Annotated in this window: 10 protein-coding genes, 3 tRNA genes and 2 pseudogenes; 8 read left to right on the forward strand and 7 right to left on the reverse strand. The window is 73.3% G+C overall.

Going from position 1 to position 18,023, the window contains the following annotated elements; genetic code table 11:
* Window positions 1-18: 18 nt before the first annotated feature.
* A complete protein-coding gene (locus ACSU53_RS15880) occupies window positions 19-846 on the reverse strand; it encodes a glycerophosphodiester phosphodiesterase (protein WP_437028338.1) in 828 nt (275 codons plus the stop codon).
* 287 nt (window positions 847-1,133) lie between these two features.
* On the opposite strand from ACSU53_RS15880, the gene ACSU53_RS15885 reads away from it, so the two are divergent.
* Complete coding sequence (locus ACSU53_RS15885; RefSeq protein ID WP_437028340.1) at window positions 1,134-2,666, forward strand: S1C family serine protease; 1,533 nt, start codon at window positions 1,134-1,136, stop codon at window positions 2,664-2,666.
* A 64-nt stretch (window positions 2,667-2,730) separates the two neighbouring features.
* Window positions 2,731-2,817 (forward strand) — tRNA-Ser (locus ACSU53_RS15890).
* Between the two features lie 148 nt (window positions 2,818-2,965).
* On the opposite strand, the pseudogene ACSU53_RS15895 reads toward ACSU53_RS15890, so the two are convergent.
* Window positions 2,966-3,328 (reverse strand): annotated as a pseudogene (locus ACSU53_RS15895) (UTRA domain-containing protein); the annotation flags it as partial.
* Between the two features lie 1,198 nt (window positions 3,329-4,526).
* On the opposite strand from ACSU53_RS15895, the gene ACSU53_RS15900 reads away from it, so the two are divergent.
* A complete protein-coding gene (locus tag ACSU53_RS15900) occupies window positions 4,527-4,841 on the forward strand; it encodes a hypothetical protein (protein ID WP_437028342.1) in 315 nt (104 codons plus the stop codon).
* Window positions 4,842-5,017: 176 nt separating this feature from the next.
* Here ACSU53_RS15900 and ACSU53_RS15905 read toward each other — a convergent pair whose 3' ends face one another.
* The 3 genes from ACSU53_RS15905 to ACSU53_RS15915 form a co-directional block, all read right to left on the reverse strand.
* A complete protein-coding gene (locus tag ACSU53_RS15905) occupies window positions 5,018-5,578 on the reverse strand; it encodes a DinB family protein (protein WP_437028344.1) in 561 nt (186 codons plus the stop codon).
* 98 nt (window positions 5,579-5,676) lie between these two features.
* Window positions 5,677-6,108 carry a hypothetical protein gene (locus ACSU53_RS15910; protein WP_437028346.1) on the reverse strand — a complete coding sequence of 144 codons (432 nt, stop codon included), beginning with the start codon at window positions 6,106-6,108 and terminating at the stop codon, window positions 5,677-5,679.
* Between the two features lie 74 nt (window positions 6,109-6,182).
* The gene (locus tag ACSU53_RS15915; RefSeq protein WP_437028348.1) at window positions 6,183-7,052 is read right to left on the reverse strand and encodes a bifunctional DNA primase/polymerase; all 870 of its coding nucleotides are present in this window, start codon (window positions 7,050-7,052) and stop codon (window positions 6,183-6,185) included.
* 360 nt (window positions 7,053-7,412) lie between these two features.
* Between ACSU53_RS15915 and ACSU53_RS15920 the strand changes: the two genes are divergently transcribed.
* The 3 genes from ACSU53_RS15920 (at window position 7,413) to ACSU53_RS15930 (ending at window position 10,912) form a co-directional block, all read left to right on the forward strand.
* The gene (locus ACSU53_RS15920) at window positions 7,413-7,739 is read left to right on the forward strand and encodes a hypothetical protein (protein WP_437028350.1); all 327 of its coding nucleotides are present in this window, start codon (window positions 7,413-7,415) and stop codon (window positions 7,737-7,739) included.
* Between the two features lie 834 nt (window positions 7,740-8,573).
* The gene (locus ACSU53_RS15925; RefSeq protein ID WP_437028351.1) at window positions 8,574-9,134 is read left to right on the forward strand and encodes a SigE family RNA polymerase sigma factor; all 561 of its coding nucleotides are present in this window, start codon (window positions 8,574-8,576) and stop codon (window positions 9,132-9,134) included.
* Between the two features lie 62 nt (window positions 9,135-9,196).
* Window positions 9,197-10,912, forward strand: coding sequence for a long-chain fatty acid--CoA ligase (locus tag ACSU53_RS15930; RefSeq protein WP_437028353.1), 1,716 nt, complete (start codon window positions 9,197-9,199; stop codon window positions 10,910-10,912).
* Between the two features lie 496 nt (window positions 10,913-11,408).
* Here the strand turns inward: ACSU53_RS15930 and ACSU53_RS15935 are convergent.
* Window positions 11,409-16,225, reverse strand: a pseudogene (locus ACSU53_RS15935) (PAS domain-containing protein).
* Between the two features lie 250 nt (window positions 16,226-16,475).
* Window positions 16,476-17,105 carry an SSI family serine proteinase inhibitor gene (locus ACSU53_RS15940; protein WP_437028355.1) on the reverse strand — a complete coding sequence of 210 codons (630 nt, stop codon included), beginning with the start codon at window positions 17,103-17,105 and terminating at the stop codon, window positions 16,476-16,478.
* Window positions 17,106-17,282: 177 nt separating this feature from the next.
* Between ACSU53_RS15940 and ACSU53_RS15945 the strand changes: the two genes are divergently transcribed.
* A tRNA-Ser gene (locus ACSU53_RS15945) sits at window positions 17,283-17,373 on the forward strand.
* Window positions 17,374-17,564: 191 nt separating this feature from the next.
* Window positions 17,565-17,637 (forward strand) — tRNA-Arg (locus ACSU53_RS15950).
* The last annotated feature ends 386 nt before the right edge of the window (window positions 17,638-18,023 follow it).

The following is an 18,023-nucleotide window of genomic DNA, read 5'->3' on the forward strand; positions in this document are numbered from 1 at the left end:
TGTGCCGGGTGTGCGGATTCAGCGACCGAGCTGGTCGAGCACCGCGCGCGGGCGATTGGTGATGATCGCGTCCACGCCGAGGCCGACGCAGAGGTCCACGTCGCTGGGCTCGTTGACGGTCCAGGTGTGCACCTGGTGACCGGACTCTTTCAGCCGCTCGATGTAGGTGGGGTGGCTGCGCAGGATCCGGATCGAGGGGCCCGCGATGCCGACGCCCGCCGGCAGCCGCCCGTCGCGCAGCCGGGGGGAGGCGAACTGCATGAGGTACACCGTCGGCAGCGTCGGGGAGGCCGCCCGTACGCGGTGCAGCGACCGTGCCGAGAAGCTCATCACGCGGACCGGGGAGTCCGCGGGGTCGGCCGGCGCGTCCAGCCCGAACCGCTTCAGCAGGACCAGCAGCCGCTCCTCGACCTGGCCCGCCCAGCGGGTGGGATGCTTGGTCTCGATGGCGAGTTCCACCCGGCGCCCCGCGTCGGCGACCAGTTCCAGCAGCCGTTCCAGGGTGAGTACGGAAGTGGCCTCCCGGTCCTCGGGACGGTGCTCCCAGTCCGGTTCCTCGGCGCGTCCGGCGAAGGAGTCGCGGGCCTTCCAGGAGCCGAAGTCCAGGGCGGCGAGATCGGAGAGCTCCAGCGCCGACACCGCACCGCGCCCATTGGACGTACGGTTGACCCGACGGTCGTGAACGCAGACCAGATGACCGTCGGCGGTCAGGCGTACATCGCATTCGAGCGCGTCCGCACCGTCCTCGATCGCTTTGCGATACGCGGCCAGGGTGTGCTCGGGGGCGTCCTCGGAGGCCCCGCGGTGTGCGACGACTTGGGTGAGGTGCTGGCGTGCGTGGGTCACTGCGTCATGGTGCCACCGCGCGCGGGTACCTGTGCGGTCGGTGCGGAAAGAACGGTGCGGACGTTCGGTCGGAGGCATCGGAATGGCGCGCCTTAAGTGAGTAATGCCCTATATAAAGAATGACTCCGGACCCACAGGAACGGCTTATCGTGCCCTGACGGCCCGTGGGAAAAGCTGACGTCATACAAAGAGAACCTGCCGGACCGCATCGCGTCGGACCGGACGACGACTGTGAACGCGCGTGTCCGAATGCGACCGAGACGAAGCGTGGATCGAGGAGAGAAGCTGTGAGCACCGAGAACGAGGGCACCGCGGTCCCCCCGGCGCCGTCCGCCCCGCCCACGCGGACGGATGCCCCCGCTGCTCCGGCACCTCAGGAGCGCCCCGCCCCCGACGCGGGAAGCAACCCGACGACGCCCCTGCCTCCGGTCCCGCCGTCCGCCCCCGGCCACGCCGCTTACGGGGCCCCGGCGCACGGCGCGGCCACCGCAGCCCACGGTGCGCCGGGCGGCCCCCAGCCCGGTCACGGCGGCGCGCAGGGCTCGGCGCCCGACGCCTCCTGGCCCCCGCCCCCGCCGCCCGGCACCCCGGCGCAGGGCGGCGGCTCCGGGCCCCACGGTCCCTACGGCGACGGCGACGGCGGATCGGGGCAGGGCCCCGGAGGCGGTGGCTGGGGCTCCTCGTACCAGCCGCCGGCGCCCGGGAAGAAGGGCGGCGGCCGGCTGATCGCCGCGATCGCGGCCGCCGCGCTGCTCGCCGGCGGCCTCGGCGGCGGGCTCGGTTACACGCTGGCCAAGAACAACGACAACGGCGACTCCACCACCGTCTCCGCGTCGACCAGCGGCGGCAACGTCAAGCGCGACCCGGGCACCGTCGCGGCGGTGGCCGCCAAGGCGCTGCCGAGCACCGTCACCATCGAGGCCGAGGGCCGCGGCGGCGAGGGCGGCACCGGCACCGGCTTCGTCTTCGACACCCAGGGCCACATCGTCACCAACAACCACGTGGTGGCGGACGCGGTCGACGGCGGCAAGGTCTCGGCGACCTTCCCGAACGGCAGGAAGTACGCCGCCGAGGTCGTCGGGCACGCCCAGGGCTACGACGTTGCCGTCATCAAGCTCAACGACGCCCCGTCGAATCTGAAGCCCCTCCCCCTGGGCAACTCCGACGAGGTCGTCGTCGGCGACTCGACGATCGCGATCGGCGCCCCCTTCGGCCTGTCCGACACGGTGACCACCGGCATCATCAGCGCCAAGAACCGCCCCGTGGCCTCCAGCGACGGCACCGGCAGCCAGGCGTCCTACATGAGCGCCCTGCAGACCGACGCCTCCATCAACCCCGGCAACTCGGGCGGCCCGCTGCTCGACGCCCAGGGCAACGTCATCGGCATCAACTCCGCCATCCAGTCCACCAGCAACGGCGGCTTCGGCACCGGCCAGGCGGGCTCCATCGGCCTGGGCTTCGCCATCCCGATCAACCAGGCCAAGTACGTCGCCCAGGAACTGATCAAGACCGGCAAGCCGGTGTACGCCAAGATCGGCGCCTCGGTCTCCCTGGAGGAGGGCTCGGGCGGCGCCAAGATCACCGAGCAGGGCGCGGGCGGTTCCGAGCCCGTCGACCCCGGCGGCCCCGCGGACAAGGCCGGCCTCGAACCCGGCGACGTCATCACCAAGCTGGACGACCGCGTCATCGACTCCGGGCCCACCCTCATCGGCGAGATCTGGACCCACAAGCCCGGCGACGAGGTCACCCTCACCTACGAGCGCGGCGGCAAGGAACGCACCACGGAACTCACCCTGGGCGCCCGCGTCGGCGACAGCTGACCCCACCCCGCCCGCACCGACCCGTTACCCTGGTCCCCGCGCCGCCGATCACCGGCCGGCGCGGGGAGGTGTGCCCGAGCGGCCGAAGGGAACGGTCTTGAAAACCGTCGTGGCAGCGATGTCACCGTGGGTTCAAATCCCACCGCCTCCGCGCTGAGAGCAGCGGGGACGGCCCCTGACCTGGTTGATCGGTCGGGGGCCGTCCTCATGATGTCCGGCCCCTGCGGCTCCCCGCTGCTCTCCGCGGTTTCCCGCTCGCACGGGCACGCAAGGGGCACGTAGGGGGCACGCGCGGAGGGCTATCGAGAGATCGGGATCTCGTAGTCGATTTCGCAGAGTGCGGCGGGCACCACGATGGCCGCGATCTCCACGGGGCGGCCCTGGTCGCTGTAGTACGTACGTCGGATGTGCGTGGCGAGTGAGCCCTTCTGGATGCCCAGGAGTGAGGCCTCATCGGCGGTCGCCTGCCGGGGCTCCGGTTGCTCCACGGCGTGGCTGACGGTTGATGCCGATCTCCGCCGTGCGGTTCACGACCCCTGCCCCGGCGTGCGGCCCGCCCTCGGGGAGGACGACGAGCGTGCCGGCGGTAAGTCGTACGGCTCCCAGCTCGTCGACCGCTGCACCGGCTTGCCGTCGGCGAGGAACTCGTACGCGGTACGGACTACCGACGACAGCGACAGCTACCTGTCCCGACTGGCCGACAACGTCGAGTCGGTGCAACTGGGCATGGCTACTCAGGTGGGGGGGAGCGGCTGACTCCTGGCTCAGCGGACACGACGACAAAGACGATGGTGCCACCTCGGCGCCTGTGTGATCTGCGGCCGATCGGTGGCACAGGCCGAATGGCGATTGCCCGATTGCATTCCGGAGGAACGCCCCTGACCAGGACGGTCAGGGGGCGTTCCTCCGTGTCCCGTCGGGTTTGCGAGTGACGGCAGCCATTCTCGTGCCCCTTCCGGGTGGAACAGTTCTGACTACCGTGTTGATCAGACTCGCGGGCATGCTGTGCCTATGACAAAGGGGCGACGGCGCGCGATCGCCGGCTACAGCGTGCTTACCCTGCTAGGTACCGCAGCGGTGGCCTGGACTGTGATCACCGGCCTCGCGCGGCTGGAACTGTGGGGAGACGCCGTTCAGATTCGCCTCGCGGAGTGCCATAGCGAGAGCGCAGGGCGCGCAGGAAGCCGCTCTGTCTGCAGTGGCCCTCAGGTGGGCAATGAGACCCACACGGTGAAGGTCCAGCACGAAGGCCGTCCGGGAGAAGTCGTTCGAGTTGTGCGTAAACCGTGGGGCAGCTATGAACCCGTGGATACAGGTTTCGTTGAGTGGGGTATCTCGGTGCTGTTGCCGGTTCTTCCCGTTATTGGGACAGCGGCTGCCGGGGCGCTCACTGTGAGGGAGGTACGCCGGGTACAGCGTGAGACTCGGCGGGCATGAGTGTTCCTCTGGGGCACGCAGCGGGCACGAAGACGATGATGACGGCTCGCCAGGATGCTTGCACCCGTCTGACCTGCGGGGGAGCGGTCGCCCTGCGTGATCGGTGAAAGGTCGCGAGAACCGTCGTGGCAGCGATGTCACCGTGGGTTCAAATCCCACCGCCTCCGCGCTGAGAGCAGCGGGGACGGCCCCTGACCTGGTTGATCGGTCGGGGGTCGTTCCCATGTCCGGACACCGAGACTGCCCGGTGTTCTGCCCGCTTTCCCGCTTGATCGGGCACGACTGGGGAAAGGGCGACAGGTCTGGCCCGGTGCCCGACGAGAGCGGCGCAGCTGAGTACCAGTACTCATGTGCAGTGCCCGCTGCAACACCACGCTGATCGCATGCATTCAGTGGAGCGTCACCTGCAGGACGGCAGTGGGCATGAGACGGGCGAATGAGCCGTCAATCGGCCGGCAGATCGGGGTCGGCGTGGTGCTGCTCGTCATCGACTTCGTGCTCATCGCCTGGTCGGTGTACGGCGTTGGTATGGCGGGATGGGCCGACGGCTACGAAAGCGACGGCGTCGCACCGTCGAGTGCGTCGCGGGCGGCGTCGCAGGCACTGTGGCTTCTGGGGGGCGGCGCAGTACTGACAGGCGGTGGTTTTCTCGCCCTGGGGTGGCGCATCCCTGGCGTTGTGCAGTTGACCGTCCTCGGGTTCGGGGCGGTGCTGGTCTCTTCACTGGCCACCGGTTGACAGCGCGGGCCTGACAAGCCGGAGAGTCCCACCACTCACCCCAGCTCCCCTCCCGTCCGCCGTCGGCCCGTACACCGTGCAGCGGGCGTGGTTCAGGGCGGCCTGCCGCCCCCGAGGCGGGCGCCCGCTGGGCTCCCCGGTCGCCCGGCGCGTCCGGCTGCTGCGGTCGCCGCCGCTCACCCGGGCCGCGAGACGGCGTGGAGCAGCCGCAGTTGGCCGATTTCGGCGACGTTCTTCATCAGCTCCGCGTTCGCCCAGGCGAGCATGTCGGCCACGCTGTGGGCCGGGTCGTCCGGCCAGGGGAACGGGGCCGTGGCGTCGAGGTCGGCGTCGGTGAGGCGGTCGAGCGCGGTCAGCCACTCCGTGCGCAGGGAACGGAGCCACTCCACGGTCGGGGTGCCCTCGCCGGGCCAGCCGATGTCGGTCCGCTCGCGGGGCGGGCGGCCGTCGAGGTGGTCGAGGGCGACGCTCCACCACCATCCGAGGTGCCAGGTCAGCCAGGCGACGGTGGGTACCGGGACCGGGTCGGGCTCGGTCTCCGCCCAGTCGGGCACCCACGTTCCGTCGGCCGTGCGGTGCAGGGTCCAGCAGGGGGTGGCGGGCTCCCACAGGAAGTCCTCCGGCTCCAGCCGTTCCAGGTGGTACTCGAAAAGGGACCAGGTCAGCTCGAACTGCTTGGCCAGAAGGTCGCGACGAGAGGGAGCGGGGCGGGCGGGTTCGGGGGCGGCGGCGTTCATGAGGGGTATTTCGGCTTCCTGTCGGGGCGGGCTGAGAGGGAGGGAGAGGGCCGGTGCCGGAATCTCCCGGGGCTGCTGTGTCGCTTCCTTCGGCTGGGCTAGAACTCCTCGTCCTCCGCCAGTTGCTCCCACGCCATGTCCCGCAGACCGGGCTCCGCCTCGCAGTCCGAGGGCAGGAGCGACGTCGGCTGGAACCAGACGACGGTGAGGCGCGAGCGGTGGAGGACGGGGTCGTGGGCCGGGTCGAGCGCGGCGGAGCGGAAGGCGCCGACGCAGGTGACGGCGGGGAGTACCTCGACCGGGCCGAAGGCTCCCGCGTACTGGTCGGGGTAGTCGCGCGGGGGCGTGATCAGGTGCACCGGGGTGCCGGGGAAGGACTGCGCGGCGGACCGCAACAGCCCGTCGATCTTCATGTCGTTGAGCGGCTTGCAGGGGTAGCCCTCGAGCAGACCGCCGTACGTCGACGACAGGCGCAGCTCGGACAGCTCCACGGTGCGGCCGGAGGTGAGGAGGACGCGGGCGAGCGACATGGTCGGCACTTTAGAGCGGTGGTGCATCGGGGTCTTTCGATATTCGGGGGGCTGGTGCGGGCGGTCGGGGCAGGTCAGGGGAGGTGACCGGTCATGCGGGCGGCGGAGTCGATGGTCGCTCTGGCCTCGCGTTCGGACAGGCCCGCGCCGACGGCGGCGTGGACCAGTGGGTCCACGAGGGCGGGTCCGATGCCGTCCTCGTAGGCGCGGCAGGCCGCCCAGAACAGGCGGGTGTTGCGCTGCCCCTCATGCGCGGCGAGGACGAACTGCACCAGGCCCTGGCCGTGTCCGCCGGCCGACGGGGGCGTGGGGTGGTGCGGCCGGGGCGGCGGCAGGAGGATGCGGAGCAGGGCGGGCGGGCAGGCCGCCGGGGGCAGGTGGGCGGTGCCGGGCGCGGCGGTGTAGGTGCCGCGGTCCGTACGGGAGCCGGGGCCCACGAGGTAGCCGCCGGCACCGCGGATGTCGATGCCGGGGGCGAGCCGTCCCGCGGAGTTGGGGACGACGACGTCGGGCGGGCCGCTCAGCCACAGGTGGCGTCCGCCGCTGGGTGTCAGAACCACCACGGTGGCGGGGATCGTGAACAGGTGGCGCAGTGCCAGCTCGCGCAGGGCGGCCGAGGCGTCGGTGCCGGTCTTGGTGTCCAGGTCGACGCCGATGAGGTGATGCGGGGGCAGGCCGCAGGCGATGCCGTAGCCGGTGGCGCGGGGGGCAGCGGCGAACATCCGGCGGATGCGGACGGGATCGGTGGAGGCGTCGTAGACCCCGTGGCCGAAGCGTCCGCAGGCGCCGTGGCAGCGCGTGGGGGTGGCGGGGTCGTCGCGGTGGGGGGATCGCAGGGCCGGGAGCTTCGTCCGGGACAGGGGGATGACGGCCAGTCCGCGTTCGGCGGCTGACAGGGCGTGCGCGAGGGCCAGGGTCGTGGCCTGCCGGTCGGTGGTGGCCATGGGCCCATTTTCGTACGCGCGTTCGAAAAAGGAAAGGGGGTGCGGGTGCCGCTCGCAGCCCGCGAGCAGGTCGACGGGGTGGTGCCGTAACGCTTCTGCTCATGGGGGGAGTGGGGCGGAGTGTCTGGTTCGAGCGAGATGGCATTTGCGTCACGGAAAGGGGTTTATCGACATGTCATCACGCTTGCGTGCGAATGCGGCCTTCCGGGGTGGTTCGGCGGGAGGGGATGGGCAACTCTGATCACGCGACGTCGTGCACAGCAGCTCGGGGCGGCCGGCCAACTGCCCCGGTGAAAGTCGTCCTTCACGCACGGAGGCCGCCTACGGCCGGTGCGTCCTTGGTTCTGGAGGGAACACAACATGGCAAGCATCCGTACCGCCCGCGTCATCGCCGCGGTCTCCGCCCTGCCGCTCGCGGCCGCCCTCTTCACCGGCGTGGCGGCGGCGGACAACGGCGCCCTCGCGGACAACGGATCGAGCGCGACGGCGGCGAGTGCCGCGGCCGGGGTCGTGGGGAGCGGCGTGGGCGGCGACAACTTCGGCAACTCCGCCACCACGCAGCAGCAGGCCGTGGGCTCCGGGGCCTCGAACCAGAGCAACACCGCCCAGGTGAACGGGTCCGCCTTCACGGCGCTGAACCAGGGCAACGACAACGTGGCCGTCAGCTTCACGCCGCTCTGGTGGTGAGGTGACGGGGCCGTCCGCGGCCCCGGACGGTGGGGGTGTGCTTTCAAGGGTGCAGGGCGTCTGCGCGGCGGTGCTTCGGTGCCGCCGCGCAGGCGTGTGGGGGGCGTCCGGTCCGGCGGGCGGTCGGTGGGGCGTTGCAGCGCTGGTGCGGGCGGAGTGCCTGGGGGCCGATTGAGGTGACGGGGCCGATGCTGGGCGGCGGTCGGCGGTCGGCGGTCGGCGGTCGGTTGACGGGGCCTGCCTGCGCGGTCAACCGACGGGGCAGGGCTGACGTCTCATCAGGAAGTGGAAGGAGGGAAGAGGGAACCCATGCGGCGCGAGCGGTGTATCAGAAGTGTCAGGGCAGGACGGCATGTGAGACGAGGGGGCCGGATGGACCCGGTGCAAGAGGTGAACCCGGTGCAGGTGGACCCGGTGGAGGCGGACCCGGCGCAGGAAGTGCGGGGCGAACAGTCCAGGACCCGCCCGGGACGGGGCCCGGGCGGCCGTGGCCATCCGCCGACTCGGCCGCGGCGATGCCTGCCGACCTGGTCGTGCGGCACCGGGCCCCCGGTCCCGCAGCGGCGCGTCACGGCTGTCCGCCCGACCCGTGCGCCGTGCTCGTCGGGTGCGGGTGCGGGTGCCCGGCGGCCCGGGGGCGGTCCTCGGCCCTCGGTGGAAGGGGCACGGACGGGCTCTGCCGGGCCGGCCCCTCGGGGGAGAACCCTCAGGGGGTCTCCTCCCCACGTCCACCTTCAGGAGGTGCGGCAGTCCCCACCCCTACAACCTGAGGGGGACGCGGCTTCGGGACCTGCGGGCGATCCGCCGGGCGGCCGTCGCTCATAGCGTTGAGCCATGACCACACCCGTCTGCACCCGCGCTTCGAACGCCGCTGCTCCACCGGCGCAGACCCTCGTGTACCCGTCGTTCTCGTCGTACATGAGGGCCCGCCAGCCCGCGCTGCTGAGGACCGCCCGATCGCTGACCGGTAATCCCAGCGACGCGGAGGACCTGCTGCAGACCGCCCTGGCCAAGACGTACGTGGCGTGGGAGCGGATCGAGGACCACCGCGCGCTCGACGGATACGTCCGCAGAGCCCTGCTGAACACCCGGACGTCCCAGTGGCGCAAGCGCAAGGTCGACGAGTTCGCCTGCGACGAGCTGCCCGAGCCGGACCCGGTGTCCGGCGGCGACGACCCCGCCGAACGGCAGGCGCTGCGCGACGCCATGTGGCGGGCGATCATGCGGCTCCCGGCACGGCAGCGGGCGATGGTCGTCCTGCGGTACTACGAAGACCTCAGTGAGGTGCAGACGGCCGAGGTGCTGGGCGTGTCGGTGGGGACCGTGAAGTCGGCCGTCTCCCGTGCGCTCGGGAAGCTGCGCGATGACCCTGAACTGGGGTTTGTTCGCTTCTGAGGTGAATCGTCGCGAGCTGTGGGGTGATCGATCACCGCTCCCCTAGTGACATACCGCGTGGTATGTGCGCAGAATCAGCGCAACCCTTACCCGCGCGTAGGCAATGTCGCCAGGAGGACTCCGTGCTGAGCACCATGCAGGACGTACCGCTGCTGATCTCGAGGATCCTCGCCCACGGGTCGACGATCCACGGCACATCGCAGGTCATCACCTGGACGGGCGAGGGCGAGCCGCAGCGCCGCTCCTACGCGGAGATCGGTGCCCGTGCCGCGCAGCTGGCCCACGCCCTGCGCGACGATCTCGGGGTGACCGGTGACGAACGCGTCGCGACCCTGATGTGGAACAACGCCGAGCACGTGGAGGCGTACTTCGCGATCCCCTCGATGGGCGCCGTGCTGCACACCCTCAACCTCCGCCTCCCCGCCGAGCAGCTCGCCTGGATCGTCAACCACGCCGCGGACCGGGTGGTCGTCGTCAACGGGTCCCTGATCCCACTCCTCGCCCCGCTGCTGCCCCACCTGAAGACCGTGGAGCACGTCGTCGTCTCCGGCCCCGGTGACCGTTCCGCCCTGGCGGACGTCTCCGTGCAGGTGCACGAGTACGAGGACCTGCTCGCCGGGAAGCCCGTCGCCTACGACTGGCCCGAGCTGGACGAGCGTGCGGCCGCGGCCATGTGCTACACCTCCGGCACCACCGGCGACCCCAAGGGCGTCGTGTACAGCCACCGTTCGATCTACCTGCACTCGATGCAGGTCAACATGGCCCAGTCGATGGGCCTGACCGACGAGGACACCTCCCTCGTCGTCGTCCCCCAGTTCCACGTGAACGCGTGGGGGCTGCCGCACGCCACCTTCATGACCGGCGTCAACATGCTGATGCCGGACCGGTTCCTCCAGCCCGCGCCGCTCGCCCGGATGATCGAGAGCGAGCGGCCGACCCACGCGGCGGCCGTGCCCACCATCTGGCAGGGCCTGCTCGCCGAACTCACCGCCAACCCGCGGGACGTGTCGGCCCTCACCCAGGTCACGATCGGCGGCTCGGCCTGCCCGCCCTCCCTGATGGAGGCGTTCGACCAGCTCGGCATGCGGGTCTGCCACGCCTGGGGCATGACGGAGACCTCGCCGCTCGGTACGGTCGCCCGCCCGCCGGCGCACGCCGTGGGCACGGACGAGGAGTTCGCGTACCGGCTGACCCAGGGCCGCTTCCCGGCCGGTGTCGAGGCCCGGCTGACCGGCCCCGGCGGCGAGCGGCTGCCCTGGGACGGCGAGTCCGCGGGCGAGCTGGAGGTGCGCGGGCCGTGGATCGCCGGTGCCTACTACAACGGACCCGGCGAGGAACCGCTGCGCCCCGCGGACAAGTTCAGCGAGGACGGCTGGCTGAAGACCGGTGACGTGGGCATCATCAGCCCCGACGGATACCTCACGCTCACCGACCGGGCCAAGGACGTCATCAAGTCCGGCGGCGAGTGGATCTCCTCCGTCGAGCTGGAGAACGCCCTGATGGCCCACCCGGACGTGGCCGAGGCCGCCGTGGTCGCCGTGCCGGACGACAAGTGGGGCGAGCGCCCCCTGGCCACCGTCGTCCTCAAGGAGGGCTCCACCGCCGACTTCACCACCCTGCGCGCCTTCCTCCAGGAGGACCGCGGGATCGCCAAGTGGCAGCTCCCGGAGCGCTGGACGGTGATCGAGTCGGTGCCGAAGACGAGCGTCGGCAAGTTCGACAAGAAGGTGCTGCGCAAGCAGTACGCCGAGGGCTCGCTGGACGTCACGCAGATCTGACGCACGAGTGACACACCCCCGTTCTGTGGGGGATCCGCCGAGTCCCCGGGGAGTCCCAGGACCGCGGGGAGTCCCGGCACCGCGGGGAGAGTCCGACGCCCGCCGGGGCCGGACCCCGCCGGGAGACCCCGCCGGGAGTCTGAGTCCCGGCGGGGGACCGACCGTAGGCCGGCCGCGCCGGGCAGGGGACCGGAGAACGGTTCCTTGCCCGGCGCGGCCGTTGTCCCGGGGCGTGCGCGACCAATCGAGGGGCGCGGCCGGGCCCCTGGGGCAGTCGGTCCGGTGGGGCCGGCCGCATCCGGGGTCCCTGCCCCGGGGCGGGCGGGCTGGCGGACGGCCGGGCATGGCTCATGCGCAGAGAGCCGCGCCCTGTACCGCACCCGGGCCGCCATCCGGCTCTCGCATGACCGAAGTGCTCGAAATGCCCGAAGCGCTCAGCGCGCTCGGCGCTCCCGCCAGGCACCCGCTGCGTCCGACGTGCCGGCCGGTTCGGCGGTCAGTTCGTGCCGACGCGGGCCAGCAGGTCGACGATGCGTTCCTGCACCTCGGAGCTGGTGGACCGCTCGGCGAGGAACAGCACGGTCTCACCGGAGGCCAGCCGCGGCAGGTCGGCCGGCTCCACCGCTGCGGTGTAGACGACCAGCGGCGTGCGGTTGAGCTGCCCGTTCGCGCGCAGCCAGTCCACGATCCCGGCCTGGCGCCGGTGCACCTGCATCAGGTCCATCACCACCAGGTTGGGCCGGAACTGTCCCGCCAGCGACACCGCGTCGGCATCGCTCGCGGCCCGCGCCACCTGCATCCCGCGCCGCTCCAGCGTGCCCGTCAGGGCCAGCGCGATCTCCGCGTGCTCCTCGATCAGCAGCACCCGCGGCGGGTGCTGCTCGCTGTCGCGCGGCGCGAGCGCCTTCAGCAGCACGGCGGGGTCGGCACCGTAGGCGGCGTCCCGCGACGCCTGCCCGAGCCCGGCGGTGACGAGGACGGGCACCTCCGCCGCCACGGCCGCCTGCCGCAGCGACTGCAGCGCCGTACGGGTGATCGGCCCGGTCAGCGGGTCCACGAACAGGGCCGCCGGGAAGGCCGCGATCTGGGCGTCGACCTCCTCGCGGGAGTTCACGATCACCGGGCGGTAGCCGCGGTCGCTGAGCGCCTGCTGGGTGGAGACGTCCGGCGCCGGCCACACCAGGAGCCGACGCGGATTGTCCAGCGGCTCCGGCGGCATCTCGTCGTCCATCGGCTGCGGCCGGGGCGGATCGGCCACCTCGACGGCCCCACCGGGTCCGTCCAGCGGTTCGGGACCCTCGGCGGCGTCCGCGTCCGGCGCGCCTATCGCGTACGAGCGGCCGGCACCCTCCGCGGCCGGCGCGAGCCGCGACTGACCGGCGAGCGAATGCTGGGGCTGGGCGGCCTGCGGCTGTCCCGGGGCGGGCGGCTGCGGCCGGGCGGCGGCCTGCTCGGCCTGCGGCGGGTGCGGGCGTGCGGCCTGCTCGTCGACGTCGGCGGCGAGTTCGGTACGCGTCCCCAGCTTGCGCCGGCGGCCCGAGCCTCCGGGCTGGTGCGGGGGCGGGGTGGCCGTCGGCAGCGGCTGCTGCACCTGGGCGGCCTGCCGGGTGAACGGCACCCCCTGCCCCAGCGTCCGCACACTGATGGCCCGCCCCTGGGTGGAGTTCGGGTCCACGGGGACGGCGGCCTCCGCCGGCAGCGGCTGGGCGGCCCGCGGCGCGGCCACCGCTCCCTCGGGCGCGGCCTGCCCTGCCTGCCCGGTCGCTGCGGGCGCCGGACCGGCCGGGGCGGGCGTCTGCGCCGCCGGCCCGGGCGCTGGACCGGCCGGAGCCGGGGCGGGCGCGGTGGGCGCGGCGGGCGTACCGGCGCCGCCGGTGTCACCGACGGCGGGCCACGCCTGCGGGGCCGGGGTGCCCTCCGCCGGGGTGGGCTGCCCGGGGGCGGCCTCGGCGGGCAGCGGCTGGGCGGCGACAGGCTGCGCGGGGGCTGCCTGCTGCGGTGCGGTCACCGGCGGAACTGCCTGGGACTGCTGCGGTGCGACGGCGGGCGGAGCACCGGCCGGGGGCGCGTCGGCCTGCTGCGGCGCCCCGGCGACCTGGGCGATGTCCGGGGGCGGCAGCGGCAGGCCGGCGGCCTGCGGCTGCACCTGCGGCTGGGGCTGCCGGGCCACGGGGACGGCCCCCTGCGGGGGCACCTGCGCGGTGCCCTGCGGCGCGACCGGCATCCCCTGCGGCGGTACCGGTCCGCCCGGGGCCGTGGCGGGAGCGCCTCCCTGGGCGGGCATCGGGCCGCCCTGAGCAGGCACCGGGACCTGGGGGGCGGGCAGCGGGGTGCCCTGGGGAGCAGCCGAGGCCGTGCCCGGGTCCACCGGACCACCGTGCGGCGGCGCGGCCGGCCCGGGAGCGGCACCCTGCGGCGGCACCGGGGCCGGCTGCTGCGGCGTTCCCGCGACCTGTCCCCCGGCGGCGTGAGGTGCGGCGGCGGTCACCGGCATCGGCTGCCCGGCGGCGGGGCCGGGCGGCACCGGGGCACCCGGCGGGACGGCTCCCTGGGGCGCGGCACCGTGAGGAGGCGCCGCCTGCGCGGCGACCTGCCCGGCGTCGGCCGGCAGGGCTGCGGGGTCGGCCTGCGGCGCCGCGACGCGCCTGCGGCGGCCGGTCGGCGCGCTGGTGGGGTGGGGCTGCGGCGGAGTGTGGTCGCCGGACTGGTCGTGCGGTACGGCGTCGTGGCGGCCCTCCTCGACAGACACCATCCCCGGGGCCGCCGGGGCCGGTACTGCCGCCGCCGCGTTCACCGCGGCGGACGGCTGCGGCGGTTGCCCGTCGGGACCGGCCTGCCCGACGACCTCGGCCTGGTGCGCACCGGCTACGGCGGCCGCCCCGGCTCCGGCCGTCTGATCACCGTCGGCGGGCGGCAGCGCGAAGACGTACGGGGAGCCGCCTGCTGCGCCGCGGCCCGCTCCGTCGCCGCCGCCAGCGCGCGCCGACGGCGCCCCGTCGGCTGCTGCTGCGGCTGCTGCGGGCCCGCCTGGCCGTCGGCAGTGGGGCCGTTGGGGCTGTCGGGGCCGGACGGCGCGGGCAGCGCCGGGGGCAGTGCGTGCTGCTCGGTGGCGGCACGCCGAGCCCGTCGGCCGGAGGGGGCGGGGACGCCCTGCGGCGGTACGGTCCCGCCCAGTCCGGTGTTCGCCGCGGCGGCGCCCGCCGCGTGTTCGGCGGCCGTCATCACGGCGCCCTCGGAGACCCCTGCGGCGTCCCCGGCCGTGGCGACGACGGCACCCGTACCCGCACGCGCGCCTGCGCCGGCGTCCGTGTCCTCGGCCGGACGGCCGCGACGCCGGCCGGTCCCGGCGGAGACGGCGCCCTCGCCGGTGGCCTGTGCCGGCAGCGGAGCGGCCTCCGCGGCCGCCGCCCGTCGCCTGCGCCGGCCGGTCGGCGGTGCGCTCTCCTGGCCCTGGCCGGCTCCGCCGTCACCGGCCGCCGCGCCGACGGGGGCGTCGGGGCCCGGCACCTCGCTCTCCAGGAAGGCGTCCACGGAAGCCCGTCGCGCCCGCCGCCGTCCGCCGGACGGCCGCTGGGCGGCCGTGTCGTGGCCGGCGGCGGCCTCGGCCGGGGGCGGCCCGGCGAGCTCCACCTCGGCGGCCGGAACGGCTCCGGCACCGGCGCCGATCGGCACCTCCAGGACGAACGCGCTGCCGCTCATCCCGGGCACCTCGTGGGTCTGCAGCACACCGCCGTGCGCCCGCACGATGCCCCGCACGATCGGCTCGTGCACCGGGTCGCCGCCGCTGTACGGGCCGCGGACCTCGATGCGGACGACCTCGCCGCGCTGGGCGGCGGCGACGACCACGGTGTTGTCCAGGTAACCGCCCGCCGACACGGGGCTGTTGCCGGTCGCGTCCACCCCGGCCACGTCGGCGACGAGGTGCGCGAGGGCGGTGGCGAGCAGGCGGGGGTCGACCTCGGCCTCGATGCGCGGCGCGTGCACGGCGAACTGCACCCGGCCCGGCCCGATGAGCTCCACCGCCCCGTCCACACCGGCCGCGACCACGGCGTCCAGCAGCACCTTGGTACGGGCCACCTGCTCGGTCCCGGTGTCGAGCCGCTGGTAGCCGAGGACGTTGTCGATGAGGGTGGTGATGCGCGCGTAGCCGGCCGACAGGTGGTGCAGCACCTGGTTCGCCTCGGGCCACAACTGCCCGGCGTCGTCGGCCGCCAGGGCGGACAGCTCGCGGCGGAGTTCGTCCAGGGGGCCGCGGAGCGACTGCCCGAGCAGGGTGAGCAGCTGGTCGTGCCGGGCGGTGAGCGCCTCGTAACGGTCCTTCTCCCGTTCGCCGAGGGCCGCGTACCGCTCCTCGTTGGCGGCGAGTTCCTCGGCGTGCCGCTCGGTGAGCTCCTCCAGCTCGGTGACGTGGCTCTGGCGCAGGGCGGTCAGCTCGGAGGCGTGCTCCTCGGCGAGCCGCTCCAGTTCCTCGGCGTGCCGCTGCGCCGCGTCCTCCTTCTCCTGCAGGAGCGCGTCGTACGGCCGCCGGTCGGTGAACGTCATCACCGCGCCGACCAGCTGGTCGCCGTCCCGCACGGGGGCGGTGGTGAGGTCGACCGGCAGCTTGTCCCCGTTCTTGGCGTAGAGGACCTGCCCGCGCACCCGGTGCTTGCGCCCGGAGCGCAGCGTGTCGGCCAGCGGCGACTCGTCGTACGGGAAGGGGGAACCGTCGGCGCGCGAGTGCAGGACGAGGGTGTGCAGCTCGCGTCCGCCGAGGTCACTGGCCCGGTAGCCCAGTATCTGGGCGGCGGCCGGGTTGACCAGGACGATCCGTCCGTCGGTGTCGGTGCCGACGACGCCCTCGGAGGCGGCCCGCAGGATCATCTCGGTCTGCCGCTGCGAGCGCGCCAGCTCCGCCTCGGTGTCCACGGTGCCGGACAGGTCGCGCACGACGAGCATGAGCAGTTCGTCGCCGGTGTAGCCGTACGTGTCGTAGGCCTGCTGGCCGGTCTCCAGGTTGGCGCTGGTGACCTCGACGGGGAACTCCGACCCGTCGGTCCGCCGGGCCGTCATCCGGGTCGGCTTGGTGCGGGCCCGCGGGTCGATGTGGTCCGGCCGGCGCATGGAACCGGGGATGAGCTTGGAGTCGAACTCCGGCAGCAGATCCAGCAGTCCGCGCCCCACCAGCGCCGTGCCCGGCGTCTCGAAGGCCTCCAGGGCGATGGTGTTGGCGTTGACGACCGTCCCGTTGGCGTTGACCAGGACGAGCGCGTCGGGAAGCGCGTCCAGTATGGCTGCGAGGCGAGCAGCGCCTCGGGATGGCCTGCTGCTCACGAGACGCTTCCTCCCTGTTACCGCGACGTGCCGACCGTTCGGGCCATCTTGCCAACCTGCCCGCAACGTGTCACGCGAGGGAGTCTAAGGGCTGGGGTTGCGGCCGCGGCGCCGGATGAGAGGGAGGTCGCACGACGAAGTGACGGCGATCCGATGCCCGGATCGCGCAGAACACGTGACGGCCTGCGGCGACGCCGCCCCGCCCCGCACCGCCCCTTTACGTACCGTGCGCCCCGGTTTCCCGGCTTCGTTACCAAGGTGTCGCGGAACCCGTCGCCGAACCCGTCCCGGAACCCGCCGCGGGCAGCAGCGGCACGAGTGCGTCCCAGCGGTCGATCGCGCACCCGTTCCGGCGGTCGTACGTCGCCTCGACCGGACGCCCGGCCCAGCTGCCGGTGACGTGGGCGGTGGCGGGGCCGCCGTACTGCATGGTGCACATCGCGTCCTGCCGCGGCGGGGCGAAGGCGTCCCGTCCCCAGCCGGTGTTCCGCTCGACCGCGGCGCAGGCCCCTTCCGGATCGGGATGGCTGCCGCGGCCCGGTCGGCACGTCACCTCGTACGTGCCGTCGACGCCGCTGCCCATGCCGCTCACGGTGACGGTGAGACGGTCCTCACCCCGCGCGGACGCGGTGGGCCCCAGGGGAGTGGTGGGCGTGGCGGACGCGGCGGCCGGTGCCGCGGACACCGTGGCGAGGGCGGCGGAGACGACGGCGACGGCGGTGACGAACCGCCGCAGCGCGCCGCGGGCGGCGTGCCGCGCACCGGGCCCGGCGGCGGACCCTCGCGCCGGCGCGTGCGGGAGGACGGCGGACGTGGGGCCGTGCGCGGGGGCGGCGGCGGGCCCGTGGAGAGCGGTGCCCTGGGTGATGACCTGCGACATGCCCTGATCAACGCGCGAGCGCGCGGGACGTTGCGCCCGGCGGCGTGCCGTCCGAAAGAGCTTTGCCCTGCGGCCTGCCTGCCTAGTACCGTAGGCCTCGATTGGTGGCAGCCCGCGCGGCTGTGTCATCATCGGCACGCACCACCGGCTCGCGCTCGCGCGCGGAAGGTGGTGCGGGGAGGCGTCGCCTAGTCCGGTCTATGGCGCCGCACTGCTAATGCGGTTTGGGCCTTAAAGCCCATCGAGGGTTCAAATCCCTCCGCCTCCGCCCCCTCACGAAGCCCCGGTCCCCAGCGGCCGGGGCTTCGTCGTGATCACGCCCCAAAATCACGTTTGCTCAGGTCACAAGGGGTGAGGCCAATGGATTTCACATGGCGGCGGCAGTCATGTAATGTTCTTCCTGTCGCCGCGACGGGCCGCAGGGTCCGGGAGCGGCGAGAAAACTGAAGAAACAGACAAGCACTCGTAGCTTAACGGATAGAGCATCTGACTACGGATCAGAAGGTTGCAGGTTCGAATCCTGCCGAGTGCACACAGATCAGAAGCCCCGCCGATTCGCCCGGCGGGGCTTCTGACGTCAGTGGGTGACATCAACGTCCCCGGGCGGCGCTGTCCAGGCGGCCGTCTCGTCCTCCGCGTCGCCCTGATCGTCGTCCGGCCCCAAGGCGTCGTCCGCCGGTCGGCGGCGGCCCGCAGCGTCGTCCCCGTCACGTGCGCGTACGTGTCCAGCGTCCTGCAGCGCAGAGAGCTCCACCAGGTCGTTCGCGACCATCACCTGAGCGAGACGACCCGCGGCAGCCACGACCTCGGCCAGGAGGGTGCCCTTAGGCGGACTCGGTGGTTCGCCAGGAGACGGGCGTCTTCGCTCACTGGACCGAGGCTAGTGACGAGGCCGTGGGAATGCGCCGGCGTTTCCGG

It is taken from the genome of Streptomyces sp. enrichment culture (assembly GCF_964273255.1).
In the GTDB taxonomy this organism is placed as follows: Bacteria; Actinomycetota; Actinomycetes; order Streptomycetales; family Streptomycetaceae; genus Streptomyces.

What these genes read in the sequence shown, in the direction of transcription:
- ACSU53_RS15900 (WP_437028342.1), top strand. Translation starts at nt 4,527, where the DNA reads ATGAGACGGGCGAATGAGCCGTCAATCGGCCGGCAGATCGGGGTCGGC.
- ACSU53_RS15905 (WP_437028344.1), bottom strand. Translation starts at nt 5,578, where the DNA reads ATGAACGCCGCCGCCCCCGAACCCGCCCGCCCCGCTCCCTCTCGTCGC.
- ACSU53_RS15910 (WP_437028346.1), bottom strand. Translation starts at nt 6,108, where the DNA reads ATGTCGCTCGCCCGCGTCCTCCTCACCTCCGGCCGCACCGTGGAGCTG.
- ACSU53_RS15915 (WP_437028348.1), bottom strand. Translation starts at nt 7,052, where the DNA reads ATGGCCACCACCGACCGGCAGGCCACGACCCTGGCCCTCGCGCACGCC.
- ACSU53_RS15920 (WP_437028350.1), top strand. Translation starts at nt 7,413, where the DNA reads ATGGCAAGCATCCGTACCGCCCGCGTCATCGCCGCGGTCTCCGCCCTG.
- ACSU53_RS15925 (WP_437028351.1), top strand. Translation starts at nt 8,574, where the DNA reads ATGACCACACCCGTCTGCACCCGCGCTTCGAACGCCGCTGCTCCACCG.
- ACSU53_RS15930 (WP_437028353.1), top strand. Translation starts at nt 9,197, where the DNA reads ATGTGCGCAGAATCAGCGCAACCCTTACCCGCGCGTAGGCAATGTCGC.
- ACSU53_RS15940 (WP_437028355.1), bottom strand. Translation starts at nt 17,105, where the DNA reads ATGTCGCAGGTCATCACCCAGGGCACCGCTCTCCACGGGCCCGCCGCC.